The 20,132-nt window shown below is 70.7% G+C and carries 26 protein-coding genes and 1 riboswitch; of the genes, 8 read left to right on the top strand and 18 right to left on the bottom strand.

Annotation, left to right across the window (positions count from 1 at the left end):
• Positions 1 to 188: 188 nt before the first annotated feature.
• Both IE246_RS04705 and IE246_RS04710 read right to left on the bottom strand, forming a co-directional pair.
• Positions 189 to 671 carry a nucleoside deaminase gene (locus IE246_RS04705; protein WP_189987782.1) on the bottom strand — a complete coding sequence of 161 codons (483 nt, stop codon included), beginning with the start codon at positions 669 to 671 and terminating at the stop codon, positions 189 to 191.
• A gap of 12 nt (positions 672 to 683) precedes the next feature.
• The gene (locus IE246_RS04710) at positions 684 to 1,586 is read right to left on the bottom strand and encodes an NAD(P)-dependent oxidoreductase (protein WP_189987783.1); all 903 of its coding nucleotides are present in this window, start codon (positions 1,584 to 1,586) and stop codon (positions 684 to 686) included.
• 159 nt (positions 1,587 to 1,745) lie between these two features.
• Between IE246_RS04710 and IE246_RS04715 the strand changes: the two genes are divergently transcribed.
• Positions 1,746 to 2,483, top strand: coding sequence for a FadR/GntR family transcriptional regulator (locus IE246_RS04715; RefSeq protein ID WP_189987784.1), 738 nt, complete (start codon positions 1,746 to 1,748; stop codon positions 2,481 to 2,483).
• 29 nt (positions 2,484 to 2,512) lie between these two features.
• On the opposite strand, the gene IE246_RS04720 is transcribed toward IE246_RS04715, so the two are convergent.
• From IE246_RS04720 to IE246_RS04730, 3 genes are all read right to left on the bottom strand, one after another.
• A complete protein-coding gene (locus tag IE246_RS04720; protein ID WP_189987785.1) occupies positions 2,513 to 3,280 on the bottom strand; it encodes an SDR family NAD(P)-dependent oxidoreductase in 768 nt (255 codons plus the stop codon).
• Between the two features lie 86 nt (positions 3,281 to 3,366).
• Complete coding sequence (locus IE246_RS04725) at positions 3,367 to 3,678, bottom strand: DUF1272 domain-containing protein (protein WP_189987786.1); 312 nt, start codon at positions 3,676 to 3,678, stop codon at positions 3,367 to 3,369.
• A gap of 22 nt (positions 3,679 to 3,700) precedes the next feature.
• Positions 3,701 to 4,018, bottom strand: a complete 318-nt coding sequence (locus IE246_RS04730) for a cupin domain-containing protein (protein ID WP_229836393.1) — start codon at positions 4,016 to 4,018, stop codon at positions 3,701 to 3,703.
• A 157-nt stretch (positions 4,019 to 4,175) separates the two neighbouring features.
• Between IE246_RS04730 and IE246_RS04735 the strand changes: the two genes are divergently transcribed.
• Positions 4,176 to 4,676: a GNAT family N-acetyltransferase gene (locus tag IE246_RS04735; protein WP_189987788.1), complete on the top strand. Its 501-nt coding sequence runs from the start codon at positions 4,176 to 4,178 to the stop codon at positions 4,674 to 4,676.
• 42 nt (positions 4,677 to 4,718) lie between these two features.
• On the opposite strand, the gene IE246_RS04740 is transcribed toward IE246_RS04735, so the two are convergent.
• The 12 genes from IE246_RS04740 to IE246_RS04795 all read right to left on the bottom strand — a co-directional run bounded on the left by IE246_RS04740 (position 4,719) and on the right by IE246_RS04795 (position 14,167).
• Positions 4,719 to 4,970, bottom strand: a complete 252-nt coding sequence (locus IE246_RS04740; RefSeq protein WP_189987789.1) for a toxin-antitoxin system HicB family antitoxin — start codon at positions 4,968 to 4,970, stop codon at positions 4,719 to 4,721.
• Complete coding sequence (locus tag IE246_RS04745; RefSeq protein ID WP_189987790.1) at positions 4,967 to 5,389, bottom strand: putative toxin-antitoxin system toxin component, PIN family; 423 nt, start codon at positions 5,387 to 5,389, stop codon at positions 4,967 to 4,969. The genes IE246_RS04740 and IE246_RS04745 overlap by 4 nt, the downstream gene beginning before the upstream one ends.
• A gap of 61 nt (positions 5,390 to 5,450) precedes the next feature.
• On the bottom strand, positions 5,451 to 6,509 hold the full coding sequence (locus IE246_RS04750; protein WP_189987791.1) for a branched-chain amino acid ABC transporter permease: 1,059 nt from the start codon (positions 6,507 to 6,509) through the stop codon (positions 5,451 to 5,453).
• 5 nt (positions 6,510 to 6,514) lie between these two features.
• Positions 6,515 to 7,540 carry a branched-chain amino acid ABC transporter permease gene (locus IE246_RS04755; protein ID WP_189987792.1) on the bottom strand — a complete coding sequence of 342 codons (1,026 nt, stop codon included), beginning with the start codon at positions 7,538 to 7,540 and terminating at the stop codon, positions 6,515 to 6,517.
• Positions 7,537 to 8,259 carry an ABC transporter ATP-binding protein gene (locus IE246_RS04760; RefSeq protein ID WP_189987793.1) on the bottom strand — a complete coding sequence of 241 codons (723 nt, stop codon included), beginning with the start codon at positions 8,257 to 8,259 and terminating at the stop codon, positions 7,537 to 7,539. The genes IE246_RS04755 and IE246_RS04760 overlap by 4 nt, the downstream gene beginning before the upstream one ends.
• Positions 8,252 to 9,037: an ABC transporter ATP-binding protein gene (locus IE246_RS04765; protein WP_189987794.1), complete on the bottom strand. Its 786-nt coding sequence runs from the start codon at positions 9,035 to 9,037 to the stop codon at positions 8,252 to 8,254. Before IE246_RS04765 ends, IE246_RS04760 begins: the two co-directional genes overlap by 8 nt.
• Before the next feature lie 186 nt (positions 9,038 to 9,223).
• Positions 9,224 to 10,423 carry a substrate-binding domain-containing protein gene (locus IE246_RS04770; RefSeq protein ID WP_189987795.1) on the bottom strand — a complete coding sequence of 400 codons (1,200 nt, stop codon included), beginning with the start codon at positions 10,421 to 10,423 and terminating at the stop codon, positions 9,224 to 9,226.
• The gene (locus IE246_RS04775) at positions 10,420 to 10,818 is read right to left on the bottom strand and encodes a hotdog family protein (protein ID WP_189987796.1); all 399 of its coding nucleotides are present in this window, start codon (positions 10,816 to 10,818) and stop codon (positions 10,420 to 10,422) included. The genes IE246_RS04770 and IE246_RS04775 overlap by 4 nt, the downstream gene beginning before the upstream one ends.
• Positions 10,815 to 11,204 (bottom strand): MaoC/PaaZ C-terminal domain-containing protein, encoded by a 390-nt coding sequence (locus tag IE246_RS04780; RefSeq protein ID WP_189987797.1) that lies wholly within the window; start codon positions 11,202 to 11,204, stop codon positions 10,815 to 10,817. The genes IE246_RS04775 and IE246_RS04780 overlap by 4 nt, the downstream gene beginning before the upstream one ends.
• On the bottom strand, positions 11,201 to 12,757 hold the full coding sequence (locus IE246_RS04785; protein WP_189987798.1) for an acyl-CoA synthetase: 1,557 nt from the start codon (positions 12,755 to 12,757) through the stop codon (positions 11,201 to 11,203). The genes IE246_RS04780 and IE246_RS04785 overlap by 4 nt, the downstream gene beginning before the upstream one ends.
• A gap of 10 nt (positions 12,758 to 12,767) precedes the next feature.
• Positions 12,768 to 13,559, bottom strand: coding sequence for an enoyl-CoA hydratase/isomerase family protein (locus tag IE246_RS04790; RefSeq protein WP_189987799.1), 792 nt, complete (start codon positions 13,557 to 13,559; stop codon positions 12,768 to 12,770).
• On the bottom strand, positions 13,556 to 14,167 hold the full coding sequence (locus IE246_RS04795) for a TetR/AcrR family transcriptional regulator (protein WP_189987800.1): 612 nt from the start codon (positions 14,165 to 14,167) through the stop codon (positions 13,556 to 13,558). The genes IE246_RS04790 and IE246_RS04795 overlap by 4 nt, the downstream gene beginning before the upstream one ends.
• 89 nt (positions 14,168 to 14,256) lie before the next feature.
• Here IE246_RS04795 and IE246_RS04800 point away from each other — a divergent pair, with 89 nt between their 5' ends.
• Together IE246_RS04800 and IE246_RS04805 are read left to right on the top strand one after the other, a co-directional pair.
• Positions 14,257 to 15,111 (top strand): alpha/beta fold hydrolase, encoded by an 855-nt coding sequence (locus tag IE246_RS04800; RefSeq protein ID WP_189987801.1) that lies wholly within the window; start codon positions 14,257 to 14,259, stop codon positions 15,109 to 15,111.
• Between the two features lie 161 nt (positions 15,112 to 15,272).
• Positions 15,273 to 15,533 (top strand): hypothetical protein, encoded by a 261-nt coding sequence (locus tag IE246_RS04805; RefSeq protein ID WP_189987802.1) that lies wholly within the window; start codon positions 15,273 to 15,275, stop codon positions 15,531 to 15,533.
• A gap of 99 nt (positions 15,534 to 15,632) precedes the next feature.
• On the opposite strand, the gene IE246_RS04810 is transcribed toward IE246_RS04805, so the two are convergent.
• Positions 15,633 to 16,193: a helix-turn-helix domain-containing protein gene (locus tag IE246_RS04810; protein ID WP_189987803.1), complete on the bottom strand. Its 561-nt coding sequence runs from the start codon at positions 16,191 to 16,193 to the stop codon at positions 15,633 to 15,635.
• A gap of 151 nt (positions 16,194 to 16,344) precedes the next feature.
• A riboswitch (SAM riboswitch) is annotated at positions 16,345 to 16,420 on the top strand.
• Between the two features lie 112 nt (positions 16,421 to 16,532).
• Between IE246_RS04810 and IE246_RS04815 the strand changes: the two genes are divergently transcribed.
• From IE246_RS04815 to IE246_RS04830, 4 genes are read left to right on the top strand one after another with little or no spacing between them, the layout of a single operon-like run.
• Entirely contained in the window at positions 16,533 to 17,561 is a 1,029-nt protein-coding gene (locus IE246_RS04815) for an SAM-dependent methyltransferase (RefSeq protein WP_189987804.1), read from the top strand.
• A 14-nt stretch (positions 17,562 to 17,575) separates the two neighbouring features.
• Positions 17,576 to 17,875, top strand: coding sequence for a DUF2849 domain-containing protein (locus tag IE246_RS04820; protein ID WP_189987805.1), 300 nt, complete (start codon positions 17,576 to 17,578; stop codon positions 17,873 to 17,875).
• A gap of 12 nt (positions 17,876 to 17,887) precedes the next feature.
• Positions 17,888 to 19,546, top strand: a complete 1,659-nt coding sequence (locus IE246_RS04825; RefSeq protein ID WP_189987806.1) for a nitrite/sulfite reductase — start codon at positions 17,888 to 17,890, stop codon at positions 19,544 to 19,546.
• Positions 19,533 to 20,114, top strand: a complete 582-nt coding sequence (locus tag IE246_RS04830; protein ID WP_189987807.1) for a DUF934 domain-containing protein — start codon at positions 19,533 to 19,535, stop codon at positions 20,112 to 20,114. Before IE246_RS04825 ends, IE246_RS04830 begins: the two co-directional genes overlap by 14 nt.
• Positions 20,115 to 20,132 lie beyond the last annotated feature (18 nt).

The following is a 20,132-nucleotide window of genomic DNA, read 5'->3' on the forward strand; positions in this document are numbered from 1 at the left end:
AAGGGCGGACCAAGACGAAAGACGATGTCGCGCGTCAGTTCCCGGTCAGCCCTGCAAACGCGTTTGCAGGGCGGAAACGGGGCCGCGCTGTCGATAGCGCCAGATCAGCATCGCGCAGCCCTCCCCGAGTCAAAGTGGAACCGATCGCTGGTCGATAGCACGCGGAACGCGAGCCCGGCAAGCGCCGCTCACCGCGTCAGCTCGGCGTAGCGCCGGTGCAGCTCGCGCAGCTCGTCGGCGAACTCCGGCACCGGCCCCTCGACCGCCACGCCGGGCGCCACCTGCTGGATCGGCAGCGGACTGACCGGCGACGGCGGGGCCCCGATCTCCTGGCGCCAGCCGACCAGCTGTCTGGTCGAGCCGGCATAGACGATCCGCCCCAACCCGACGAAGCCATGGGCGGCCGCGCACATCGGGCAGTGCTCGCCCGAGGTGTAGACCGTCGCCCCGGCGCGCTCCGCCGGCGCCATGTTCCCGGCCGCCCAGCGCGCCAGCGCGAACTCCGGATGCCGGGTGCGGTCGCCGCCGGACACCCGGTTGCGGTCCTCCGCCAGCACCGTGCCGTCGCCCGCCACCAGCACCGATCCGAACGGGGCGTCACCGGCGTCCAGGGCCTCGCGCGCCAGCTCCAGGCAGCGCCGCAGGTGCTTACGGTCCGTGTCGTCCACCATGGCGTCCTCCTGTCAGGATCCGTCCGGGTCCGGCAGCCGGGCCTCGACGCCGGACAGGTGCTCGTAGGCCTTGATCACCGCGGTGCAGCCCTCCTCGCCGTGGCCGAGCGCCGAGGCCAGCGCGTAGGTCTGGTGCACCGACTCCGCCATGAAGCCCGGCAGGCCGGCCTCCTCCAGCCAGCGGGCGTAGTACTTCACGTCCTTCTGGGCGTTGGCCAGCGACATGTACGGCGCGAAGTCGCGGCGAAGGGTCTTCTCGCCGTACAGGTCCATCATCCCGGACTTGCCGCCGGCGGCCGAGATGATGCCGATCACCTTGGTCATGTCGAGCCCCTCGCGGGCCGCCAGGGCGAAGCCCTCGCAGAACGCCGCGACGTTGGCGAAGGCGATGAAGTTGTGGATCAGTTTGAGGCGGATGGCATGGCCGGACGGCCCGACATGGAACACGTTCTCGGCGTAACACTCGAACACCGGCCGCAGTTCGTCCAGCAGCGCCGCCTCGCCGCCGAACAGCACGTTGACGCAGCCCTGCTCGGCGTGGATCGGCGTGCGGGTCATCGGCGCCTCGGCGTAGCGCAGCCCGCGCTCGGCGCACAGGCGGTTCATGCGCTCGACGTGGCCGGGATTGACGGTGGTGTGGTCCAGCACGACCGCGCCGGCCGGCAGCAGGCCGGCGACACCATCCGGACCGAACAGGATCGCGTCGACCGCCTCGGCGGTGGTCACGCACAGCGCCAGGATCGGGGCCCCGTCGGCGGCCTCGCGAGCCGATGCCGCCGGCAGCGCGCCGAACCCGGCGGCACGCTCGACCTTCGCCGGATCCAGGTCGAAACACCGGACCGCCCGCCCCTTGGTCGCCAGGTTCCTGACCAGGCCACCGCCCATGCCGCCGAGGCCGATGAATCCGATCGTCATGCCGGGTCCCCTCCGTCGAGTCGGCACCCATTGTGGCGGGGTTCGGCAGAGCCGACAAACCGCATGCCGCGTCCTGCAAGATCCCGGGCCTGCCGCGGGCCGGCGCGTGATGTTTGTGCTACAGTTCGCCTCCAGACGGTAAGGCAGCTGGGCGGAACAATGGCGGACATCTTCGAACCGGTTTCCCGGCCACGGCGGCTGCCGGACGAGATCGCTTCCTCGATCCTGGAGGCGATCTCGCGCGGCGACCTGCAACCGGGCGACCGGCTGCCGACCGAGATGGACCTTTCGGACCAGTTCGGGGTTGCCCGCACGGTGGTCCGCGAGGCGATCTCGCTGCTGAAGTTCGACGGCGTGATCACGGCCCGCCAGGGCGTCGGCGCCTTCGTGTCGGACGCCTCGCGGCGGCGCTCGTTCCGGATCAGCCCGTCCTGCTTCGCCAAGCGTCAGCAGCTCGTGAAGCTCCTGGCGCTGCGCACCAGCGTGCAGGCCGACGCCGCCGCCAAGGCGGCCCTGCGCCGAACCGACGAACAACTGGCGGCGATGGCCGCCGCGCTCGAGCGGTTCGCCGGGGCCACCGGCAGCGGCATGGTGGCGGCCGAGGCCCGGGTCGACGCCGAGGCCGCGTTCTACCGCACCATCGCCGAGGCCTCGGACAACGAGTACTTCATCGAGTTCATCCAGATGATCGACGCCAAGCTGATGGAGAACCTGCGCTCGGTCGTCGTGAAGAACGCCATGGTCGCCGAGACCGGCGCCCAGGTTCGGGCCGAGCACGACGAGGTCTATGCCGCGATCCGCGACCGCGATGCCGAGGGGGCCCGCCTCGCCACCCGCCGCCACTATGAGCACGCGGCCAAGCGGCTGGCCGAACGCTCCGACATCGGGACCGCCTGAGCCGCAAGCGGCGCCCGGCATTCCGCCCCTCAGTTCCCCCGACGCAAGGTCGGCAGACCGATGCCGGCGGCGTCGAATCCGCCGTCGACCGCCAGGGTCTGACCGGTGATGAAGCTGGCCCGGTCGGAGCACAGGAAGAACACCGCCTCGGCGATCTCCTCCTCCAGGCCATAGCGGTTGAGCGGGATCGCATCGTGGTAGTCGGCCCGGATCGCCGGGGTATGCACCTGCTTGGCCATGGCGGTGTCGACCGGGCCCGGGGCGACCAGGTTGACGCGTACGCCGATCTCGCCGAGCTCGGTCGCCTGCTGCTTGGTGAGCTGCATCAGCGCCGCCTTCGAGGTGCCGTAGGCGACCCGCAGGGTGCTGGCGCGCAGGCCGGAGATCGAGCCGATGTTGACCACCGCCCCGCCGCCGGTCTCGGCCATGATCCGGGCGGTCGCCTGGACCATCAGGAACGGGCCGTTCAGGTTGACGGCGAGCACCCGCGACCATTCCTCGTAGCCGGTGTCGAGCAGCGGCTTGAACACCGCGATGCCGGCGTTGTTGACCACCGCGTCGATCCGCCCGAACCGCTCCACCGTGGCGGCGACGCCGGCCGCCACCTGGGCCGGCTCGGAGACGTCGCAGGTCAGCGCCAGCGTCCGGTCGGCGGGCAGGGTCGCCTGTGCCGTGGCGAGGGTCTCGGCGTCGATGTCCAGCAGCACGACGTTCCAGCCGTCCGCCTGGAACCGCTTGGCCGCCGCCAGCCCGATCCCGCGCGCGGCCCCCGTGACGATCGCCACCTTGGTGGTCATGGTCTTCCTCTCTCCGACATCCGTTCCGCCATACGCCTAAACAATGGAACGGGTCGACGGAAGGACTGTCTTCGTCGCGGTGCCTGCTAACGCCGGTCCGGCGGCACGTCGCGGATGCGCGCCGCGTGCGCCGCCACCTCCTCGACCGGGTACTTCAGGTGCACGCGCCTGTCGGAGGGCGGCTGGTTCGCCGTACACACCCCGGACCGCCACTGCCGGGCCGGCCGGATCGGCCGCGGCGCGAAGCCGCCGCCGCAGTTCGGACAGACGTTGTGCAGCCTGGTCTCGACGCAGTCGGCGCAGAACGTGCACTCGTAGGAGCAGATCATCGCGTCCACCGCATCGGGCGGCAGGTCCTTGTCGCAGTACTCGCAGTTCGGCCGAAGCTGCAGTGCCATGAGCATCCCCCCCCCTGTACCGTCAGACTGAGCCTTTGCGCTCGACCACCAGCACCCGCGCCTCGCCGACCGGGTGCGCCACGTGCTCGTCGCCGTCGGCCGCCACGAACAGGTCGGACGGCCCGAGGCGCGCGACCCGCTCGACGCCGTCCTCGCGCCAGTGCATGTCGACCGCGCCATCGAGCACCACGAACACTTCCGTGCCGTCGTTGACGTGCCAGCGATACGGCCGGTCGGTCCAGTGCAGCCGCACCGTGGCGCCGTCGACCTCGGCGAGGTCGCGCGCGCCCCAGGCACGCTCGGCGGTGAAGCTGCGGGCATCGGTGACGACGGTGGGCACGGCGGGGGTCCGGGCGGTGGCGATGCGAGCCAGCATCCAAGGCCGGGTCGGCCGGCACAATGCCAACCTGCCCGGCATATTCGGCCAAACCCCGACGACGCTTGCACAAGCGGCCACCGGTCCTTAGGGACTGCACGGACGCAATTCGGAGGCCGTGATGTCCGCAGTCTTGACCACCGGCCGTCTGCGCCTCGAGCCCTGCAGGACGCGGCACTTCGCCGATCTTAGGCTGGTGAACGGCGACCCGTCGGTGATGCGCTTCGTCGGCGGCCAGCCTCAGACCCCCGAAGAAACGGCCGCCTGGATCATGAGGGCCGAAGCACGCTGGCGGATCCACGGATACTCCTGGTGGGTCATCCGCCTCGCCGAGAGCGACGCGGTGATCGGCGCCAGCTGCCTCCAGCACATCGAGAACGACCCGGCACAGGAATTGGAGATCGGCTGGCGGTTGCTGTCGGCGCACTGGGGAATGGGATACGCGACGGAAGCGGCGGCAGCCATCGTCGACTACGCGTTCGGAACATTGAACGTCCCACGCCTGTTAGCGAACGCTGACCCCGCCAACAGCGCCTCGATCCGGGTGATGCAACGGCTCGGGATGCGCTCGCTCGGATTGAAGCGCCACTACGGCCAGGACTGCGCGACCTACGTGTTGTAGCGGGTATCGACGTAGACGGCCGAATCGCCACTCCAAGGCCCTTCAATCGGGAAGCTCGTCCCCTTCGCGCGGCGGCTCGCCGCCCTCGCGCGCCATGATCCGGGCGAACGCCTCGGGATCGGCCCGCTGGCGACGCTCCTGGAAGTACTGCGCCGTGTCGAGCGCCGACACCTTCTCGGCGACGGCCATCGCGACGAACTGGTTGAGGCTGGTTCCCTCCTGCTTCGCCAGACGCTCGACGGCTGCCTTCAACGACTTCGGCAGGCGCAACGGATACGTACTCGTCTCTTTCATCCCCGAACCCTCGCCAGCGCTTGCTTCGGCAGGACCGCATCGATGCCGAACCGGGCCGGCACATCTCGGAAGTGGCGCCGATTCAACGTCACCAGCAGTTCGGCTTGGCCGTTCACGGCAGCCTCCAGGACCATCTCATCCCCCGGATCGCGCAACTGCGGCCGCCAGATGAAATGCGTCTCCACCGGCTCGCCCAAGGCAATCAGACCGTCGACGAAGACGCCCACCTCGGCCTCGGTCAAGCCGGCGGCCATGCGATGCTCGAGGCGGCGGCAAGTGGCCTCGTACTCGAGGGCGAGCGCGACATTCATCACCAACGACAAACGACCTGCGCTTGCGATCCGCACCAACTCCGCCGAAGCGCCGCGCGGACTTCGCATGGCGGCGACAACGACGTCGGTATCGAGTACGATTCTCACATCACAGAGAATGTCACATCATATGTGATGTGACCACACTGAATTCAAGCGATACGAGGCTCTAAGCCCGCCCCCGCAGCCGCCCGACGATCCCCGTCGGGAAGAAGTAGACGCTGAGCACGAACAGGATGCCGAGCCACAGCAGCCAGCGGTCCGGGCTGACCAGCTCGTTCAGCAGGGGCACGCCGGCCGTGGTCTCGGCCGCCGAGGCCATCAGCACCTGCAGGTAGTTCTTGGCCAGCACGAACAGGGTGGCCCCGACCACGGCGCCGTAGATCGTGCCCATGCCGCCGATCACCACCATCAACAGGATGTCGATCATGATCGACAGGCTGAGCGTGGTGTCGGGGCCGGTGTACTTGGTCCACAGCGCCATCAGCACGCCGGCCAGGGCCGCCGCCCCGGCCGACAGACAGGTGGCGGCGGTGCGGTAGAACGCCGTGCGGTAGCCGATCGCCTCGGCCCGGAACTCGTTCTCGCGGATCGCCTGCAGCACCCGGCCGAACGGCGAGTTCACGACCCGCAGCAGGCCGAGCACCAGCACCAGGGCCGAACCGAAGATCAGGTAGTAGCTGACGATCCGGCCGTCGAGGCGGACGTCCATGACCTTGGCCGAGACCAGCTTTAAGGCCGGCGACAGCTCGCGCGGCACCCGGTAGGTCAGCCCGTCCTCGCCGCCGGTGAGGCCGGAGAGCTGCGAGGCCAGGATCAGGAAGGCGCTGGCGACCGCCAGGGTGACCATGGCGAAGAAGATCGCCTGGACCCGGAGCGCGAACAGCCCGATCACCAGGGCCAGCCCCATGGCCAGCACCAGCCCGGCGCCGGCGCCGAGCGCCACCGCGCCCCAGGACGCCGGGAACGCCTTGAGCGAAAGCGCCACGCCGTAGGCGCCGATGCCGAAGAACATGGTGTGGGCGAACGACACGATGCCGGTGTAGCCGAGCAGCAGGTCGTAGCTGGCGACCAGCACGATGAAGATGCAGATCGTCGCGGCCGTGTTCAGCGACCGGATGCCCGGGAACACGAACGGCGCCAACACCAGACCGAGCACGATCAGCAGCACCACCGCGGTCAGCGCCCGGCTGCGCGGGAAGTCCTCGGAAAGCAGGGTCCTCAGCATCGCCGTCACCCCTTGCCGGCCGGCAGCAGGCCGCGCGGCCGCCACATCAGGATGACCACCATCAGCAGGATGTTGGAGCCGAGCGCCACCTTGGGCGCCAGGAAGCCGGTGTAGTTGGCCATCAGCCCGACCAGCAGGGCGCCGATGAAGCAGCCCTCGACCGAGCCGAGGCCGCCGATGATCACCACGATGAACACCAGCACCAGGATGTTCAGGCCCATCTGCGCGGTGATGATCTCGTCGTACAGCCCCCACATCACGCCGCCGAGCCCCGCGAGGGCCGAGCCCGCGACGAACACCAGAACGAACAGCCGCCGCACCCGGTAGCCGAGCGCCTCGACCATCTCGCCGTTCTCGACCCCGGCGCGGATCAGCAGGCCGAGCCTGGTGTGCACCAGCGACCAGCGCAGGCCGATGAAGATCGCCGCCCCCAGCACCACCGCCAGCACCCGGTACTTCTCGACGATCACCCCCCCGGCCACCCAGGAGCCCTTCAGCATCTCCGGGCGCGGCAGCGGGATCTGGTTCGGCCCCCAGAACAGGTGGATCAGCTCCTCGGCGACGATCAGCCCGCCCATGGTCACCAGGATCTGCTTCAGGTGGGCGCCGTACACCGGCTTGATGATCACCCGCTCGAAGAACCAGCCGAGGCCGCCGGTCGCCAGCATCGCCGCGACGATCGCCAGCAGCACCGCGCCGAGGTTGAGGGCGAGGGAGTCGGCGCCGGTCCACCCGGTGAGCGCCAGCAGCACGGTGGCGCCGACGAAGGCGCCGATCGAGATGAAGGCGCCGTGCCCGAAGTTCAGGACGTCCATCAGCCCGAACACCAGGGTCAGGCCGGAGGCCATGATGAAGATCAGCATCCCCATGGCGAGGCCGGCCAGGGTCAGGGTGCCCCAGGTCGAGGCGTCGGCGATCAGGACCAGGCCCAGGACGGCCAACCCCGGCACGGTCCAGTACGGCGCCTGCGCCTTCAGCCGGTCGGCGAGCGGCGGCGACGGGATCGAGGCGTCCGATGTCTGGTCGGTCATTGGTGCGCTCCGAGGCTGAGGCCGAGCAGGCGGGCCTGCAGGGCCGGGTCGGCGGCGAGCTCGGCCATGCGGCCGGCGTGGACCACGCGGCCGTCGTCCATCACCGCTACCCCGTCGCCGAGCGCCTGCGCCATGCGGAAGTTCTGCTCGACCATCAGGATGGTGGTAGCGGTGCGCTTGAGCTCGCGCATCGCCTCGATCAGGGCGTCGACGATGGCCGGGGCCAGGCCCTTGGACGGCTCGTCGATCAGGATCAGCCGGCGTGGCTCGATCATGGCGCGGGCGATCGAGAGCATCTGCTTCTGGCCGCCCGACAGGTTGCCGGCCGGCAGTCCCCAGAACTTCTTCAGGGCCGGGAACAGCGAGAAGATCCACTCCAGCCGGCTCTCGTCCATGGCGCCGTCGCGGGCCGCCAGCAGCATGTTCTCGCGCACCGTCAGGGCGGCGAACACCCCCATGTTCTCCGGCACGTAGCCGACGCCGAGTCGGGCGATATCGGGGGTGGCGAGCGGCCTCAGGTCGGTGCCGGCGAGGCCGAGCTCGCCGGCCGAAGCCCGCCACATGCCCATGATGGTGCGCAAGGTGGTGGTCTTGCCGGCGCCGTTGCGGCCCAGCAGCATGGTCAGTTCGCCCTCGGGCACGACCAGGTCGACGCCCTGCAGGATGTGGTACTGGCCGATATGGGTGTGCACGCCCTCCAGGCGCAGCAGCTCAGCCATGGCCGTCCCCCGATGCCGAGGAGGTGCCGAGATAGGCCTGCTGCACCACGTCCGAGGCGATCACCGCCTCCGGCGCGCCGTCGGCGACCAGGGCGCCGTTGTGCAGCACGATGATGCGGTCGGCGAGCGAACGGACCACGTCCATCTTGTGCTCGACCAGCAGCACGGTCTTCGCGGTGTCGGCCTTGATCTGGTGGATCAGGTCGAGCACCACCGGCACCTCGTCGACGCTCATGCCGGCGGTCGGCTCGTCGAACATCAGCACCTCGCTCTCCAGCGCCAGCAGCACCGCGACCTCCAGCTTGCGCTGGTCGCCGTGCGGCAGTTCGGCGGCGACCGAGTCCATCTTGTCGAGCAGGCCGGTGCGCGCCAGGTGGTGCTCGGCCAGCTCGATCAGCTCGCGCCGCCGGGTGGCCAGCGACCAGATGTCGAGGCCGGTGTCGTGGCGGGCCTGCACGGCGATCCGCACGTTCTCCAGCACCGAGAGGTTCGGGAACAGGTTGGTCAGCTGGAACGCCCGGCCGATGCCGGCGCGGGTCCGGCGCGGCGCGGTCAGGCCGGTGATGTCCTGGCCGAACAGCACGACCTTTCCGGCGGTGCTGCGGAGCTGTCCGGAGATCAGGTTGAAGTAGGTGGTCTTGCCGGCGCCGTTCGGGCCGACGATCGCCGTCAGCGTGCCGCGGTCGAAGGCGCAGCTCACCCGGTCGACGGCGACGTGGCCGCCGAACCGGATGGTCAGCTCCTCGGTCCGCAGGACGGGCGGTTCGGTGGCGGTCATGCGACGGTCCCTGTTCTGGCGCGACGGAGCGGCGGGTGGGTCCCGGGTCACCCCCGGATCAAGTCCGGGACTGCCCGGGATGACGGCAGAAGAGAGGGTCTCCCCTACTCTCGACGTCATCCCGGCCGTAGCGCAGCGGAGAGCCGGGACCCACCCGCCGACGGGCGGTTCCCGGCGCTCTCGGCCTCACTTCCTGTTCCGCACCGGGATGTCCATGTCCTCGATCTTCAGCTCCCGGACCAGCTCGGGGATGCCCCAGGCGACGGCCGGGTCGACCTTGATCTTGAAGTGGTACATGGACTGCAGGGCCTGATGGTCCTCCTTGCGGAACTTCATGACGCCCTTCGGGGTCACGAACTCCATGCCCTCCATCGCCGCGATCAGGTCCTCGGTGTCGCCGGACGGCGCCTTCTTCAGGGCCTCGACCACCGCGATGCCGGCCGCCATGCCACCGGCGGTGAAGAAGTCCGGCGGCGCGCTGAAGCGCTTCTGGTGCTCGGCGACCAGCCAGTCGTTCACCGGGTTCTTCGGGATCTCGTAGTAGTAGTAGGTGGCACCCTCCATGCCCGGCAGCTCCTTGTAGGCCGCCATGGCCGCCAGGATGTTGCCGCCGGTGGCGAGCTCGACGCCCTGGCTGCCCGGATTCAGCGCGTTCAGCTTGCCGAGCGGGTTGCCCTTGCCGGCCCACACGACCCAGATGATCTTGCGCTTGCAGCCCTCGGCCTTGCCGAGTGCGTCGAACAGGCGCTGGGCCTGGGCGGTGAAGTCGGCGGTGTCGGTCGGGGCATACTCCTCGAACACCAGCCTGGCCTCGGTCTTGGCCAGCGCCTCCTTGAAGGCGGCGACGCCGTCGCGCCCGAAGGCGTAGTCCTGGGCCAGGGTGGCGACGCAGTTGCCGGCATCGCCGAGCGCGACCGCGTTCGAGATCGCGTCCTGCGAGGAGTTGCGGCTGGTCCGGAACACGAAGCGGTTCCAGGCCGAGCCGGTGATCGAGTCGGCGACCGCCGGCTCGACCAGCAGGACCTTTCCGTACTCCTGGGCGACCGGCAGCATGGCCAGCGCCACGCCCGACGACACCGGGCCGACTGCCAGGGTGACGTCGTCGTCGCCATAGGCCTCGGCCAGCAGGGTCTTGCCGAGGTCCGGCTTCAGCTGGGTGTCCTTCTCGATCACCTCGATCTTGCGGCCGTTGACCTCCATCGAGCCGCCGGTGGCGTACTCCAGGCCCATCATCAGCCCGACGTGGCTCTGCTTGGCGTAGGCCTCGAACGGGCCGGTCTTGCCGTAGACGTGGGCGATCTTGTAGGGGTCGGCCGCCAGGGCGGTCCCGCCCAGCAGGCCGAGCGCAACTGCCGCCGCGGCGGCGATGCCGATATGCCGTCTCATGCCGTGTCACTCCCTTGCTGCTTGTCGTTTGTCCGGTGCCCGACGTCCTTGACCAGGACCAGGGCACGGCCTTCGCACAGCACCTCGCCCGAGGCGTCGGTGCATGTCGTCGCCAGATCCACCAGGTGTTTCTCCGGCCGGATCCGGGTGATCTCGACGGTCGCGGTCACCGGCTCGCCGACCAGCACCGGCCGCAGGAACCGCATCTCCTGCTTCAGGTAGTTGGTGCCGAAGCCCGGCAGCTCGCGCCCGAGCAAGTAGGAGAACAGCCCGCCGACCAGCGGCTCGGGCACCAAACCGTCGACCACCACCTCGACCCCGGCGAGCGCGGTCAGCGCGGCGGTGTCGGCGGCCGTGTAGCTGCGGGTGATGCTGGCGCTGTCGCCGACCTTCATCGCGCGGCTCCGTTTCTCAGCCGGATGCGGGTGCGGCCGTCCAGGGTGACCGTGCCGTCGGCCTCCGCGACGACGCGGACCGCCAGGTCGAGGAGGTCGGACTCCGGCCGGTCCAGCTCGTCGACCTCCAGGCGCATCGGCTCGCCGGCATAGGTCGGGGCCGGGAACATCAGGTCCTGGGTCTCCTGCACCGCACTCGGAAAGTGCCGGCGGATCACGCCCCACAGCGCCGCATACAGCAGCATGCCGTGCGCGACCGTGCGGCCGAACCGGGTCTCGGCCGAGAACCGCGGATCGACGTGGATCGGGTTGTCGTCGCCGCTGACCGCGGCGAACCGGTCGAACTCGGCCTGGGTGAACACCCGGCTCTCGCGGATCGTCGTCACGACGCCACCCCCGCCTCGGTCGCTTGCTGCATTGCCTCGGCCCGCAGCACGTGCTTGCGGACCTTGCCGGCCGGGGTGCGCGGCAGGTCGTCGACCACCGCGATGGATTTCGGGACCTTGTAGCCGGCCAGCCGTTCGCGGCAGTACGCCCTGACCGCGGCCTCGTCGATCCGGCGGCCGGCGCGCGGGATCAGGTAGGCGCGGCCGACCTCGCCCCAGCGGCTGTCCGGCAGCCCGACCACCGCCGCCTCGAGGATGTCCGGGTGGCCGTGCAGGACCTGCTCGACCTCGACCGGGTACACGTTCTCGCCGCCGGAGATGTACATGTCCTTGATGCGGTCGACGATGGTGACGTAGCCGTCCTCGTCGGCCCGGGCGACGTCGCCGGTGTGCAGCCAGCCGTCGGGGTCCAGGGCCTCGGCGGTCGCGTCCGGGCGGTTCCAGTAGCCGGGGGTGACGTTGGCGCCGCGGATCAGCAGCTCGCCGGACTCGCCGGCCGGAACGTCTCGGCCGTCCGGGCCGACGATCCGGCTCTCGGTCATCAGCAGCGGCCGGCCGACGGCGCCGCGCTTGCCGACGGTCTCCTCGGGCCGCAGCAGGAACGTGGTCGGCCCGGTCTCGGTCATGCCGTAGCCCTGGCAGATCGTCACCCCGCGCGACGCGTACAGGTCGATCAGCGCATGCGGCAGCGGCGCCCCGCCGCTCGACCACGACCGGACCTTCGACAGATCCGCCGCGGCGAACCGTTCGTGCACGGCCAGCGCCTGGTAGATCGCCGGCACCGCCAGCAGCGCCGTCAGCTCGCCGGCCTCGATCAGGTCGAAGAACCGGTCGGCATCGAAGCCCGGCAGCACCTTGACCGAGCCGCCGGCGATCAGGGTCGGCAGGGTGTGCAGGTTGATGCCGGCGGTGTGGAACAACGGCAGGTAGTTCGGGGTGATGTCGTGCGCCGTCAGGTCGATGGCGCTCGCCAGGTTCACGAAATTGGCGTGCGCCATGCCGAAGGTCTGCATCACGGCCTTCGGCCGGCCGGTGGTGCCGGAGGTGTAGAGCATGTACCAGAGCCCGTCGGCCGGCCACACCGGGTCCCAGTCGTGGCGCTCCTCGGCGGCGTCGCGCAGCGCCTGGTAGCTGCCGGCGGCCGGCGCGTCGCCCTCGGCCAGCACCGGAACCAGCGGCAGGCCCGGCCGTGCGACGGCCAGCGCCTGCGCCAGGGCGGCGTTGCCGGCGTCGTGCAGCAGCATCCGGGGGCCGGAGTCGTCGAGCAGCGGCGCCAGCTCGCTGACGGTCTGGCGCCAGTTCAGCGGCACCAGCACGACCCGCGCCTTGCCGCAGGCGAACAGGATCTCGAAGAACGAGGCGGCGTTGTGGGTCAGGATCGCGATCCGGTCGCCGGCCGCCAGCCCGCGGTCGCGCAGCGCCGCCGCGAACCGGCAGGCCCGGGCGTCGAGCTCGCGGTAGGTCAGGCGGGTGCCGCCCACCACTTCGTGCAGCGCCATCTTGTCGGGGCTGAGGGCCGCCCGCTTGGCGGCGATGTCGACGATGCTGAACACGCCCGCCTCCCTATCCGGCCATCCGACGATCCAGGAACCGCGCCATGCCCTCGCGGACCTCGGGACGCGTCACCTCGGCCAGGAACGCCCGGCGCTCGCACTCCAGCCCGGCGGCGTAGGCGGCCCGCCGCCAGTCCGGCAGCAGCCGGCGCTTCGCGGCCCGGACACCGCACGCGACATGACCGTCCAGAGTGGCGAGCCATTCGGCGATCCGCACGTCGATCCGGTCGGCCGGCACGACCTCGGTGACCAGCCCGAGGGTCTGCGCTTCGGCGGCCCCGACATGCCGGTTCAGCAGCTGGATCTCGCGCGCCCGCTGCACGCCGATGCGGTCCGGCAGGATCGCGCTCCAGCCGCCGTCCGGCGCGAAGCCGACGCTGACGTAGTACGGCGCGAAGAACGCCTCCGGCACCGCCGCCACCAGGTCGGCCGCCAGCACCAGGCCGATCGATCCGCCGGTCACCGGCCCCTGCAGCCGCGCGATCACCGGCTGCGGCAGGTCCATGAGCGCCAGGATCGTCCGGTTCAGCAGGCCGACCAGGCCGGCCGCGTAGCCGTGCAGGTCGGTCGCCGGCTGGTCGTGGAAGCCGCGGACGTCGCCGCCGGTCGAGAAGCTGCGGCCCTCGGCCGCCAGCACCACCGCCCGGATGCCCTCGTCGCCGCGGACCGCGTCGAGATGCGCCAGCAGGCGGTCGAGCAGCTCCGGCACTAGGCTGTTGTGGCGCTCCGGGCGTGCCAGCGTCAGTCGGGCGACGCCGCCCTCGACCTCGAGCCGGACCAGTTCGCGTACCGGCGCCGTCATGGCCGACTCTCCTGCGGGCACAGGCCCCGCTCGATCATGTCGGTGATGCCGTCGACCAGCGGATCGATGTCGCGCTCCGGCTCCCAGATGCCGTAGCGCAGACCGGCGAACAGCGAGATCCCCATCAGCGCCCAGGACCGGCCCTCGGTCTCGCCGGCCCGCACCTCGCCGGTGGCGACCGCCCGGTCCAGCCCCTCCTGGTAGGCGTCGGCGAAGTCCATGAAATAGGCGCGGAACGCCTCTGGATCGACGAACTGGCACTCCATGACGATGCGGTACAGGTTGCCGTGCTCGCGCACGAACTCGATGAACGAGCGCAGGCCACGGCGCTCGACCTCGATCCGGCTGCCGGCGCCGGCCACCGCCTCGTGCAGGTAGGAGCGCAGGCGCAGCCCAAGGTCCTCGACCAGCGCGCCGAACAGCTGCTCCTTGCTTTCGAAGTAGATGTAGAAGGTGCCCTGCGCGACACCCGCGTTGCCGGTGATGCTGGCGACCGAGGCCTCGTGGAAGCCGCGCGCCCCGAACTCGAGCTCGGCCGCGTCCAGAATCTTCCGGAGCGTCCGTCTCCCGCGTGCCGTCTTCGGCGTCTTCTCCCCGAGTGCGCTCATTTTTTTCTTTTATGAGATATGAGTCAGGTGTCATGTTTATGCCGATCGCCTCGCCTGTCAATGGCGAATCACGAATCCGGGACTACACCATGCCGAGCTACGACCCGGGGGACGGCCACCGGCTGTACTACGAGGACCGCGGCGCGGGGCGGCCGCTCGTGCTGCTGCACGGCTGGGCCTGCCACGCCGGCTATTTCGCGCCCCAGGCGGAAGCGCTGGCGGCGCGGTTCCGCGTGGTCGTCCCGGACCTGCGGGGCCACCGGCACTCGCATCGGGCGGGCGACGCGCCGACCCTGGCGACCCTGGCCGACGACCTGCGCGGCCTGATCGCGGCGGCCGGCCTGGCGTCCCCGGTGCTGGTCGGCTGGTCGATGGGCGCGATGGTGGCGTTCGAGTACGCCCGCCGGTTCGGGACCGACGACCTCGGCGGCCTGGTCGTGGTCGACATGACCGCGCGGGTGGTGAACGACGCCGAGTGGCGGCTCGGCCTGCTGGGTGGCTACCGGGCCTCGCAGGCCGAGCGGGCGCCGGCGATCATCCGCCGCGATTGGCCGCGCTGGGTCGAGGCGTTCCTGCCGACGGTGCTGGCGGCCGGCGGCCCCGGGAACCCCGCCCTGCTGGACTGGATCGCCGGCGAGATGCAGGGCTGCGACCCGGACACCATGGCGGCGCTGTGGCGGGACCTGACGGCCGCCGACTATCGCCGCGACGTCGGCCGGATCGCGCTGCCGGCGCTGATCCTGCGCGGCGAGCGCAGCCAGCTCTACGGCCCGGACACCGCCGCGTGGCTGGCCGGTGCGATCGCGGGTGCCGAGATCGCCGTCGTCGCCGATGCCGGGCATGCCCCGCACCTGGAGCAGCCGGCAGCCTTCAACCGGGCGCTGGTCGCGTTCGTGGAGCGCATCGACCCGGCACCACCGGCCGAAATCGCGTCCGGGCGGTAGCCACCAACCCTCCTGAAGTGATGACGCGCCGGACAACCTGTCCTACCGTGGAACCGACGCAGTTCCCGCGCGTTCAGGACTCTGTCTTTTCCGCGGCACCTCGGCCGTTACCCGGCCTTGATCCGGCCGGATGCTGAAGGTCCACTTAGGAGGGGTAAGAAATGAAAACCATGATCGGCACGATCGCCCTGGGTCTTCTGGTTTCCGCCTGCGCCGGCGGGCGCGGCGCTGTTCCGGCCGCCGAGATCCAGTCGATGTCCGGCGACCAGATCGGCGTCGTCTACTACGACGGCGTGTCCGGCATGGGCGGTGCCACCAAGATCGCCCAGGAATACTGCGACAAGCGCAAGGCGATGGCCGGCGGCAAGACCGATGGCGGCATGGCGCCGGACAAGACGGTCGTCAACTTCACCTGCAAGTAAGCCGGCCACCGCAAGCAGATCGGATCGGGACCGACCCGAGACCGCACGCGCCGTGCGGCCCGCGCCGCCCGCCTGCCGGCGAGCGCGGGCGCTCGGCCGTCAGAGGATGCACACCATCATCGCCCGCGCCGGGGCCTCGCCGTCGTTCCTGACGGTGTGGGTGCCCTGGGCGGTCGCATAGCGCAGGGTCTCGCCCGGCCCGCCCGACTTCACGTCGCCGTTGGCGGTCACCGTCAGCGTGCCTTCCAGGACCGTCAGGTGCTCGACGGTCGCCGGACCGTGGGCCGCCGACACCAGTTCGCCGCCCGGCTCGGCCAGGAACTCGTACCACTGCACGCGCTCGACCGTCTCGATCGCGCCGAGGATGCGCAGGCGGCAGCGGCCGTCCTCGCTCTGGATCTCCGGCGTCGCATTGGCGGTCAGCACCTCGATCCCGGCCTCCTCGGCCCCACCCGCCCGGAACAGGCTCTCCGGCGAGCGCTCGAGCGCCGCGCAGATCCGCCAGACCGTGGCGATCGTCGGGTTGGTGCTGTCGCGCTCGATCTGCGAGAGGATCGACTTCGACACGCCCGACCGGCGCGCGAGCTCGTCGAGACTGAGGCCGGCATCCTTGCGCGCCCGCAATATCTCGGCGCCGAACTTCGGCGGTGTCACGGCCATTCCCGGTTCCTTGATCCGCTGCGACATCGATCCCCGACCTACCACAATCGCCGCCGAAGCGAGCGGCGTTCTTTTTGTCGATCCACGTTCTTTACAACGAACGTTCGTTCGCTATATGCTACTCTCAACATCGCACAGGGCTGGTCCCCCCCGACGGACCCGCGGCCATTTGATCGGGCAGCTTGCAGCCGCGTCACAAATTGCTAAAGCGCCACGGGGACCGCTCCGTGGGCTCGTGGACACGAACCGATGGAGTGCGCCTGTGCCCCTCACGTTCCTCTCCGCCGAGACTAGCACAGCCTTCCGGGCTGCCCGCCACTTCCGTCGGGGCCCCCGGTCGTGAACGGCTTCCCCGCCTTCCTGCGGCTGGCCGGCGAACCGGCCCTGGTGGTCGGCGGCGGCGAGGCCGCGGTCGCCAAGACCCGCCTGCTGCTGGCCGCCGGTGCCGCCGTCACGGTCGCGGCCACGGCGCCCGCGCCGGAACTGCTCGACTGGGCGCGGGCCGGCCGGTTGACGCTCGACCGCCGCCGCCCGGCCGCCGACCTCGTCGAGGGCCGCGCGGTGGTGATCGTCGCCGAGCCGGATGCCGACGGGGTCGCGGTGGCAGCCGCGGCCCGGGCCGCGCGCGTACCGGTCAACGTGGTCGACCGGCCGGCGCTCTCGACCTTCATCATGCCGGCGATCGTCGACCGCGACCCGGTGCTGATCGCCATCTCCACCGGCGGAAGCTCGCCGGCACTGGCCCGCCGGGTCCGGTCCTGGATCGAGACGCTGCTGCCGACCCGGCTCGGCGCACTCGCCCGGGCGCTCGACGCCGCCCGGCAGACCGTCAACGGCACGCTCGGTTCGGCCCCGGCCCGCCGCCGGTTCTGGGATTCGGTCCTGGACGGGCCGATCGCGACGCGTGTCCTGCGCGGCGACGAGGACGGATGCCCCCAGATCCTGTCCGCGCTCGCCGCGCGGGACCGCGGCCGGCCGGCCGGGGTCGTGCACATCGTCGGCGCCGGCCCCGGCGACCCCGAGCTGCTGACCCTGAAGGCGCTGCGCCTGCTGCAGCAGGCCGACGTGGTGATCCACGACCGCCCGGCCAGCGACGCGGTCGTCGACTGCGCCCGCCGCGACGCCACCCGGATCGCCGTCGGCGGGGACGCGAAGCCCTGGAGCCAGGCCGCGATCGACGCCCTGCTGCTGCATCGGGCCCGCGAGGGCCAGCGCGTCGTGCGACTGAGAAACGGCGACGCCACCGCCGACCACGAGGCCGCTCTCCTGCGGGTCAACGGTATCGAGGTCGAGATCGTCCCCGGCGTGGCCGCCGCCTCCGTCACCCCGGTCGGAAGCGCGCCACGCGCGCTTTCGGCCGCATCCTGAGAGAGACGTTCGATATGCCGAACACCGCCATCACCGCCAATCGCCTGGCAGACGGCTTCGTGATCTACCTGACCGCCGACGGCGGCTGGTCGGAGAGCCTCGCCGACGCCGCCGTCGCGACCTCGGACGACGAGCTCGAGGGGCTGCAGGCGGTCGCCGAACGCGCCGCCCGGGCCGGCACGGTGATCGCCCCCTACGCCTTCGACGTCGAGACCGACGCCGGCCGGCCGCTGCCGCGCGGCCGGCGCGAGATCCTGCGTACCCTCGGCCCGAGCGTGCGCACCGACCTCGGCTACCAGGCCGCCCGCAGCTGACCGGATCGACCGATGTACCGCTACGACGAGTTCGACCACACCTTCGTGACCCAGCGCGTGGCGCAGTTCCGCGAGCAGGTCGCGCGCCGGATCGCCGGCGAGCTGACCGAGGACGAGTTCAAGCCGCTCAGGCTGATGAACGGGCTGTACCTGCAGCTGCACGCCTACATGCTGCGGGTGGCGATCCCGTACGGGACGCTGTCGTCGCGCCAGCTCCGCCAGCTCGGCTATATCGCCCGGCGCTACGACCGCGGCTACGGCCACTTCACGACCCGCCAGAACATCCAGTTCAACTGGCCGACCCTGAAGGATGTCCCGGACATCCTGGCCGATCTGGCGGCCGTCGAGATGCATGCCATCCAGACCAGCGGCAACTGCATCCGCAACACCACGGCCGACGCCACCGCCGGGGTCGCGGCCGACGAGGTCGCGGACTCGCGGATCTACTGCGAGATCATCCGGCAGTGGTCGACCCTGCACCCGGAATTCTCGTTCCTGCCGCGCAAGTTCAAGATCGCGGTGACCGGCTCCGGCCGCGACCGCGCGGTGACCGCGGCCCACGACATCGGCCTGCGCCTGAAGCTTGACGCCGACGGCAATCCCGGCTTCGAGGTGCTGGTCGGCGGCGGCCAGGGCCGGACCCCGATCCTGGCGGTGACGATCCGCGAGTTCCTGCCCGAGCGGCACCTGCTGTCCTACCTCGAGGCGATCCTGCGCGTTTACAACCAGCTCGGCCGCCGCGACAACATCTACAAGGCACGCATCAAGATCCTGGTGCGCGAGACCGGACGGGACGAGTTCGCCCGGCTGGTCGAGGAGGAGTGGGCGCACATCCGCGACGGCGAGCTGCGGCTGCCGGACGGCGAGATCGAGCGGATCCAGGCCTACTTCGCGCCGCCGGCGTACCAGGCGCTCGACGATGCCTGCCCCGAGCTCGCCGTCCAGCGCGCCGGCAACCGCGCTTTCGACGCCTGGGTCGGCAGCAACGTCGAGGCCCACAAGCGGCCCGGCTACGCGGTCGTGACGATCTCGCTGAAGCCGCATGGCGGGATTCCCGGCGACGCCTCCGCCGAGCAGATGGAGGCGGTCGCCGACCTCGCGGACCGCTACGGCTTCGGCGAGATCCGCGTGACCTACAAGCAGAACCTGCTGCTGCCCGACATCCGCAAGGGCGACCTGTTCGCGCTCTGGCAAGGGCTGGTCGCGGCCGGACTGGCGACCGCCAACGCGCACCGGGTGACCGACATCATCGCCTGCCCCGGCCTCGACTACTGCAACCTGGCGAACGCCCGCGCGATCCCGGTCGCGCAGGCGATCAGCGAGCGGTTCGCCGACCCGGAGCGCGAGCGGGCGATCGGCAACGTCACCGTCAACATCTCCGGCTGCATCAACGCCTGCGCCCATCACCACGTCGCCAACATCGGCATCCTCGGCGTCGATAAGAAGGGTAAGGAGTTCTACCAGGTCACCCTCGGCGGGGCCGCCGACGAGAACGCCGCGATCGGCGACATCGTCGGCCCGGCCTTCGACGAGGACCGGATCGCCGACGCGGTCGAGACCGTCGTCGACGTCTACCTCGCCGAGCGCCGCGGCGCCGACGAGCCGTTCATCGACACCTACCGCCGCATCGGCCTCAAGCCGTTCAAGGAGAAGCTCTATGCCGCTCATTAAGAACGGAGCCCGGCTCCAGGACCCGTGGTTCGCCGTCGCCACCGAGGAAGAGCTCGACCGGTCCGGCCCGATGCTCGTCCCGCTCGCCCTCTGGCAGGAGCACCGCGACCGCCTCGTCGACCGGGTCGGGCCGATCGGCATCCGGCTGGCCAGCCACGAATCGCCGGCGGCGATCGCCGGGGACCTCGAGCGCTTCGACCTGGTGGCGCTGGAGTTCCCGAAGTTCACCGACGGCCGGGCGTTCTCCTATGCCCGCCTGCTGCGCGAGCGCCACGGCTTCACCGGCGAGATCCGGGCTGTCGGCCACGTGCTGCGCGACCAGATCGCGTTCCTGCTGCGCTGCGGCTTCGACGCCTTCGACCTGGACGAGCGGGCGGCCGCCGGCTGGCAGGCGGCGACCGGGGCGTTCAGCGCCTGGTACCAGCCGGCCGCCGATGCCGACGCCCCGATCCCGGCCCGCCGGCGCTATGCCGTGCCGGCCCGGGCCAGCGTGGCGGTGATCCGCTCGGAACCGGTACAGCCGCCCGCGCCCGAGCCGGCGGCCTGCGCCGCGAACTGGGCCTACTAGGGGCTCCACCGGACCAAA

This window comes from Thalassobaculum fulvum (genome assembly GCF_014652915.1).
Taxonomy (GTDB): Bacteria; Pseudomonadota; Alphaproteobacteria; order Thalassobaculales; family Thalassobaculaceae; genus Thalassobaculum_A; species Thalassobaculum_A fulvum.

Bases quoted from the DNA above. Each gene is read 5' to 3' on its own strand.
- IE246_RS04760 (WP_189987793.1), bottom strand. From the start codon at position 8,259: ATGGCTGAGCTGCTGCGCCTGGAGGGCGTGCACACCCATATCGGCCAG.
- IE246_RS04795 (WP_189987800.1), bottom strand. From the start codon at position 14,167: ATGAGCGCACTCGGGGAGAAGACGCCGAAGACGGCACGCGGGAGACGG.
- IE246_RS04710 (WP_189987783.1), bottom strand. From the start codon at position 1,586: ATGACGATCGGATTCATCGGCCTCGGCGGCATGGGCGGTGGCCTGGTC.
- IE246_RS04740 (WP_189987789.1), bottom strand. From the start codon at position 4,970: ATGAAAGAGACGAGTACGTATCCGTTGCGCCTGCCGAAGTCGTTGAAG.
- IE246_RS04820 (WP_189987805.1), top strand. From the start codon at position 17,576: ATGCCGAACACCGCCATCACCGCCAATCGCCTGGCAGACGGCTTCGTG.
- IE246_RS04825 (WP_189987806.1), top strand. From the start codon at position 17,888: ATGTACCGCTACGACGAGTTCGACCACACCTTCGTGACCCAGCGCGTG.
- IE246_RS04750 (WP_189987791.1), bottom strand. From the start codon at position 6,509: ATGCTGAGGACCCTGCTTTCCGAGGACTTCCCGCGCAGCCGGGCGCTG.
- IE246_RS04800 (WP_189987801.1), top strand. From the start codon at position 14,257: ATGCCGAGCTACGACCCGGGGGACGGCCACCGGCTGTACTACGAGGAC.
- IE246_RS04775 (WP_189987796.1), bottom strand. From the start codon at position 10,818: ATGAAGGTCGGCGACAGCGCCAGCATCACCCGCAGCTACACGGCCGCC.
- IE246_RS04755 (WP_189987792.1), bottom strand. From the start codon at position 7,540: ATGACCGACCAGACATCGGACGCCTCGATCCCGTCGCCGCCGCTCGCC.
- IE246_RS04720 (WP_189987785.1), bottom strand. From the start codon at position 3,280: ATGACCACCAAGGTGGCGATCGTCACGGGGGCCGCGCGCGGGATCGGG.
- IE246_RS04830 (WP_189987807.1), top strand. From the start codon at position 19,533: ATGCCGCTCATTAAGAACGGAGCCCGGCTCCAGGACCCGTGGTTCGCC.
- IE246_RS04770 (WP_189987795.1), bottom strand. From the start codon at position 10,423: ATGAGACGGCATATCGGCATCGCCGCCGCGGCGGCAGTTGCGCTCGGC.
- IE246_RS04805 (WP_189987802.1), top strand. From the start codon at position 15,273: ATGAAAACCATGATCGGCACGATCGCCCTGGGTCTTCTGGTTTCCGCC.
- IE246_RS04790 (WP_189987799.1), bottom strand. From the start codon at position 13,559: ATGACGGCGCCGGTACGCGAACTGGTCCGGCTCGAGGTCGAGGGCGGC.
- IE246_RS04765 (WP_189987794.1), bottom strand. From the start codon at position 9,037: ATGACCGCCACCGAACCGCCCGTCCTGCGGACCGAGGAGCTGACCATC.
- IE246_RS04725 (WP_189987786.1), bottom strand. From the start codon at position 3,678: ATGGCACTGCAGCTTCGGCCGAACTGCGAGTACTGCGACAAGGACCTG.
- IE246_RS04810 (WP_189987803.1), bottom strand. From the start codon at position 16,193: ATGGCCGTGACACCGCCGAAGTTCGGCGCCGAGATATTGCGGGCGCGC.
- IE246_RS04705 (WP_189987782.1), bottom strand. From the start codon at position 671: ATGGTGGACGACACGGACCGTAAGCACCTGCGGCGCTGCCTGGAGCTG.
- IE246_RS04715 (WP_189987784.1), top strand. From the start codon at position 1,746: ATGGCGGACATCTTCGAACCGGTTTCCCGGCCACGGCGGCTGCCGGAC.
- IE246_RS04735 (WP_189987788.1), top strand. From the start codon at position 4,176: ATGTCCGCAGTCTTGACCACCGGCCGTCTGCGCCTCGAGCCCTGCAGG.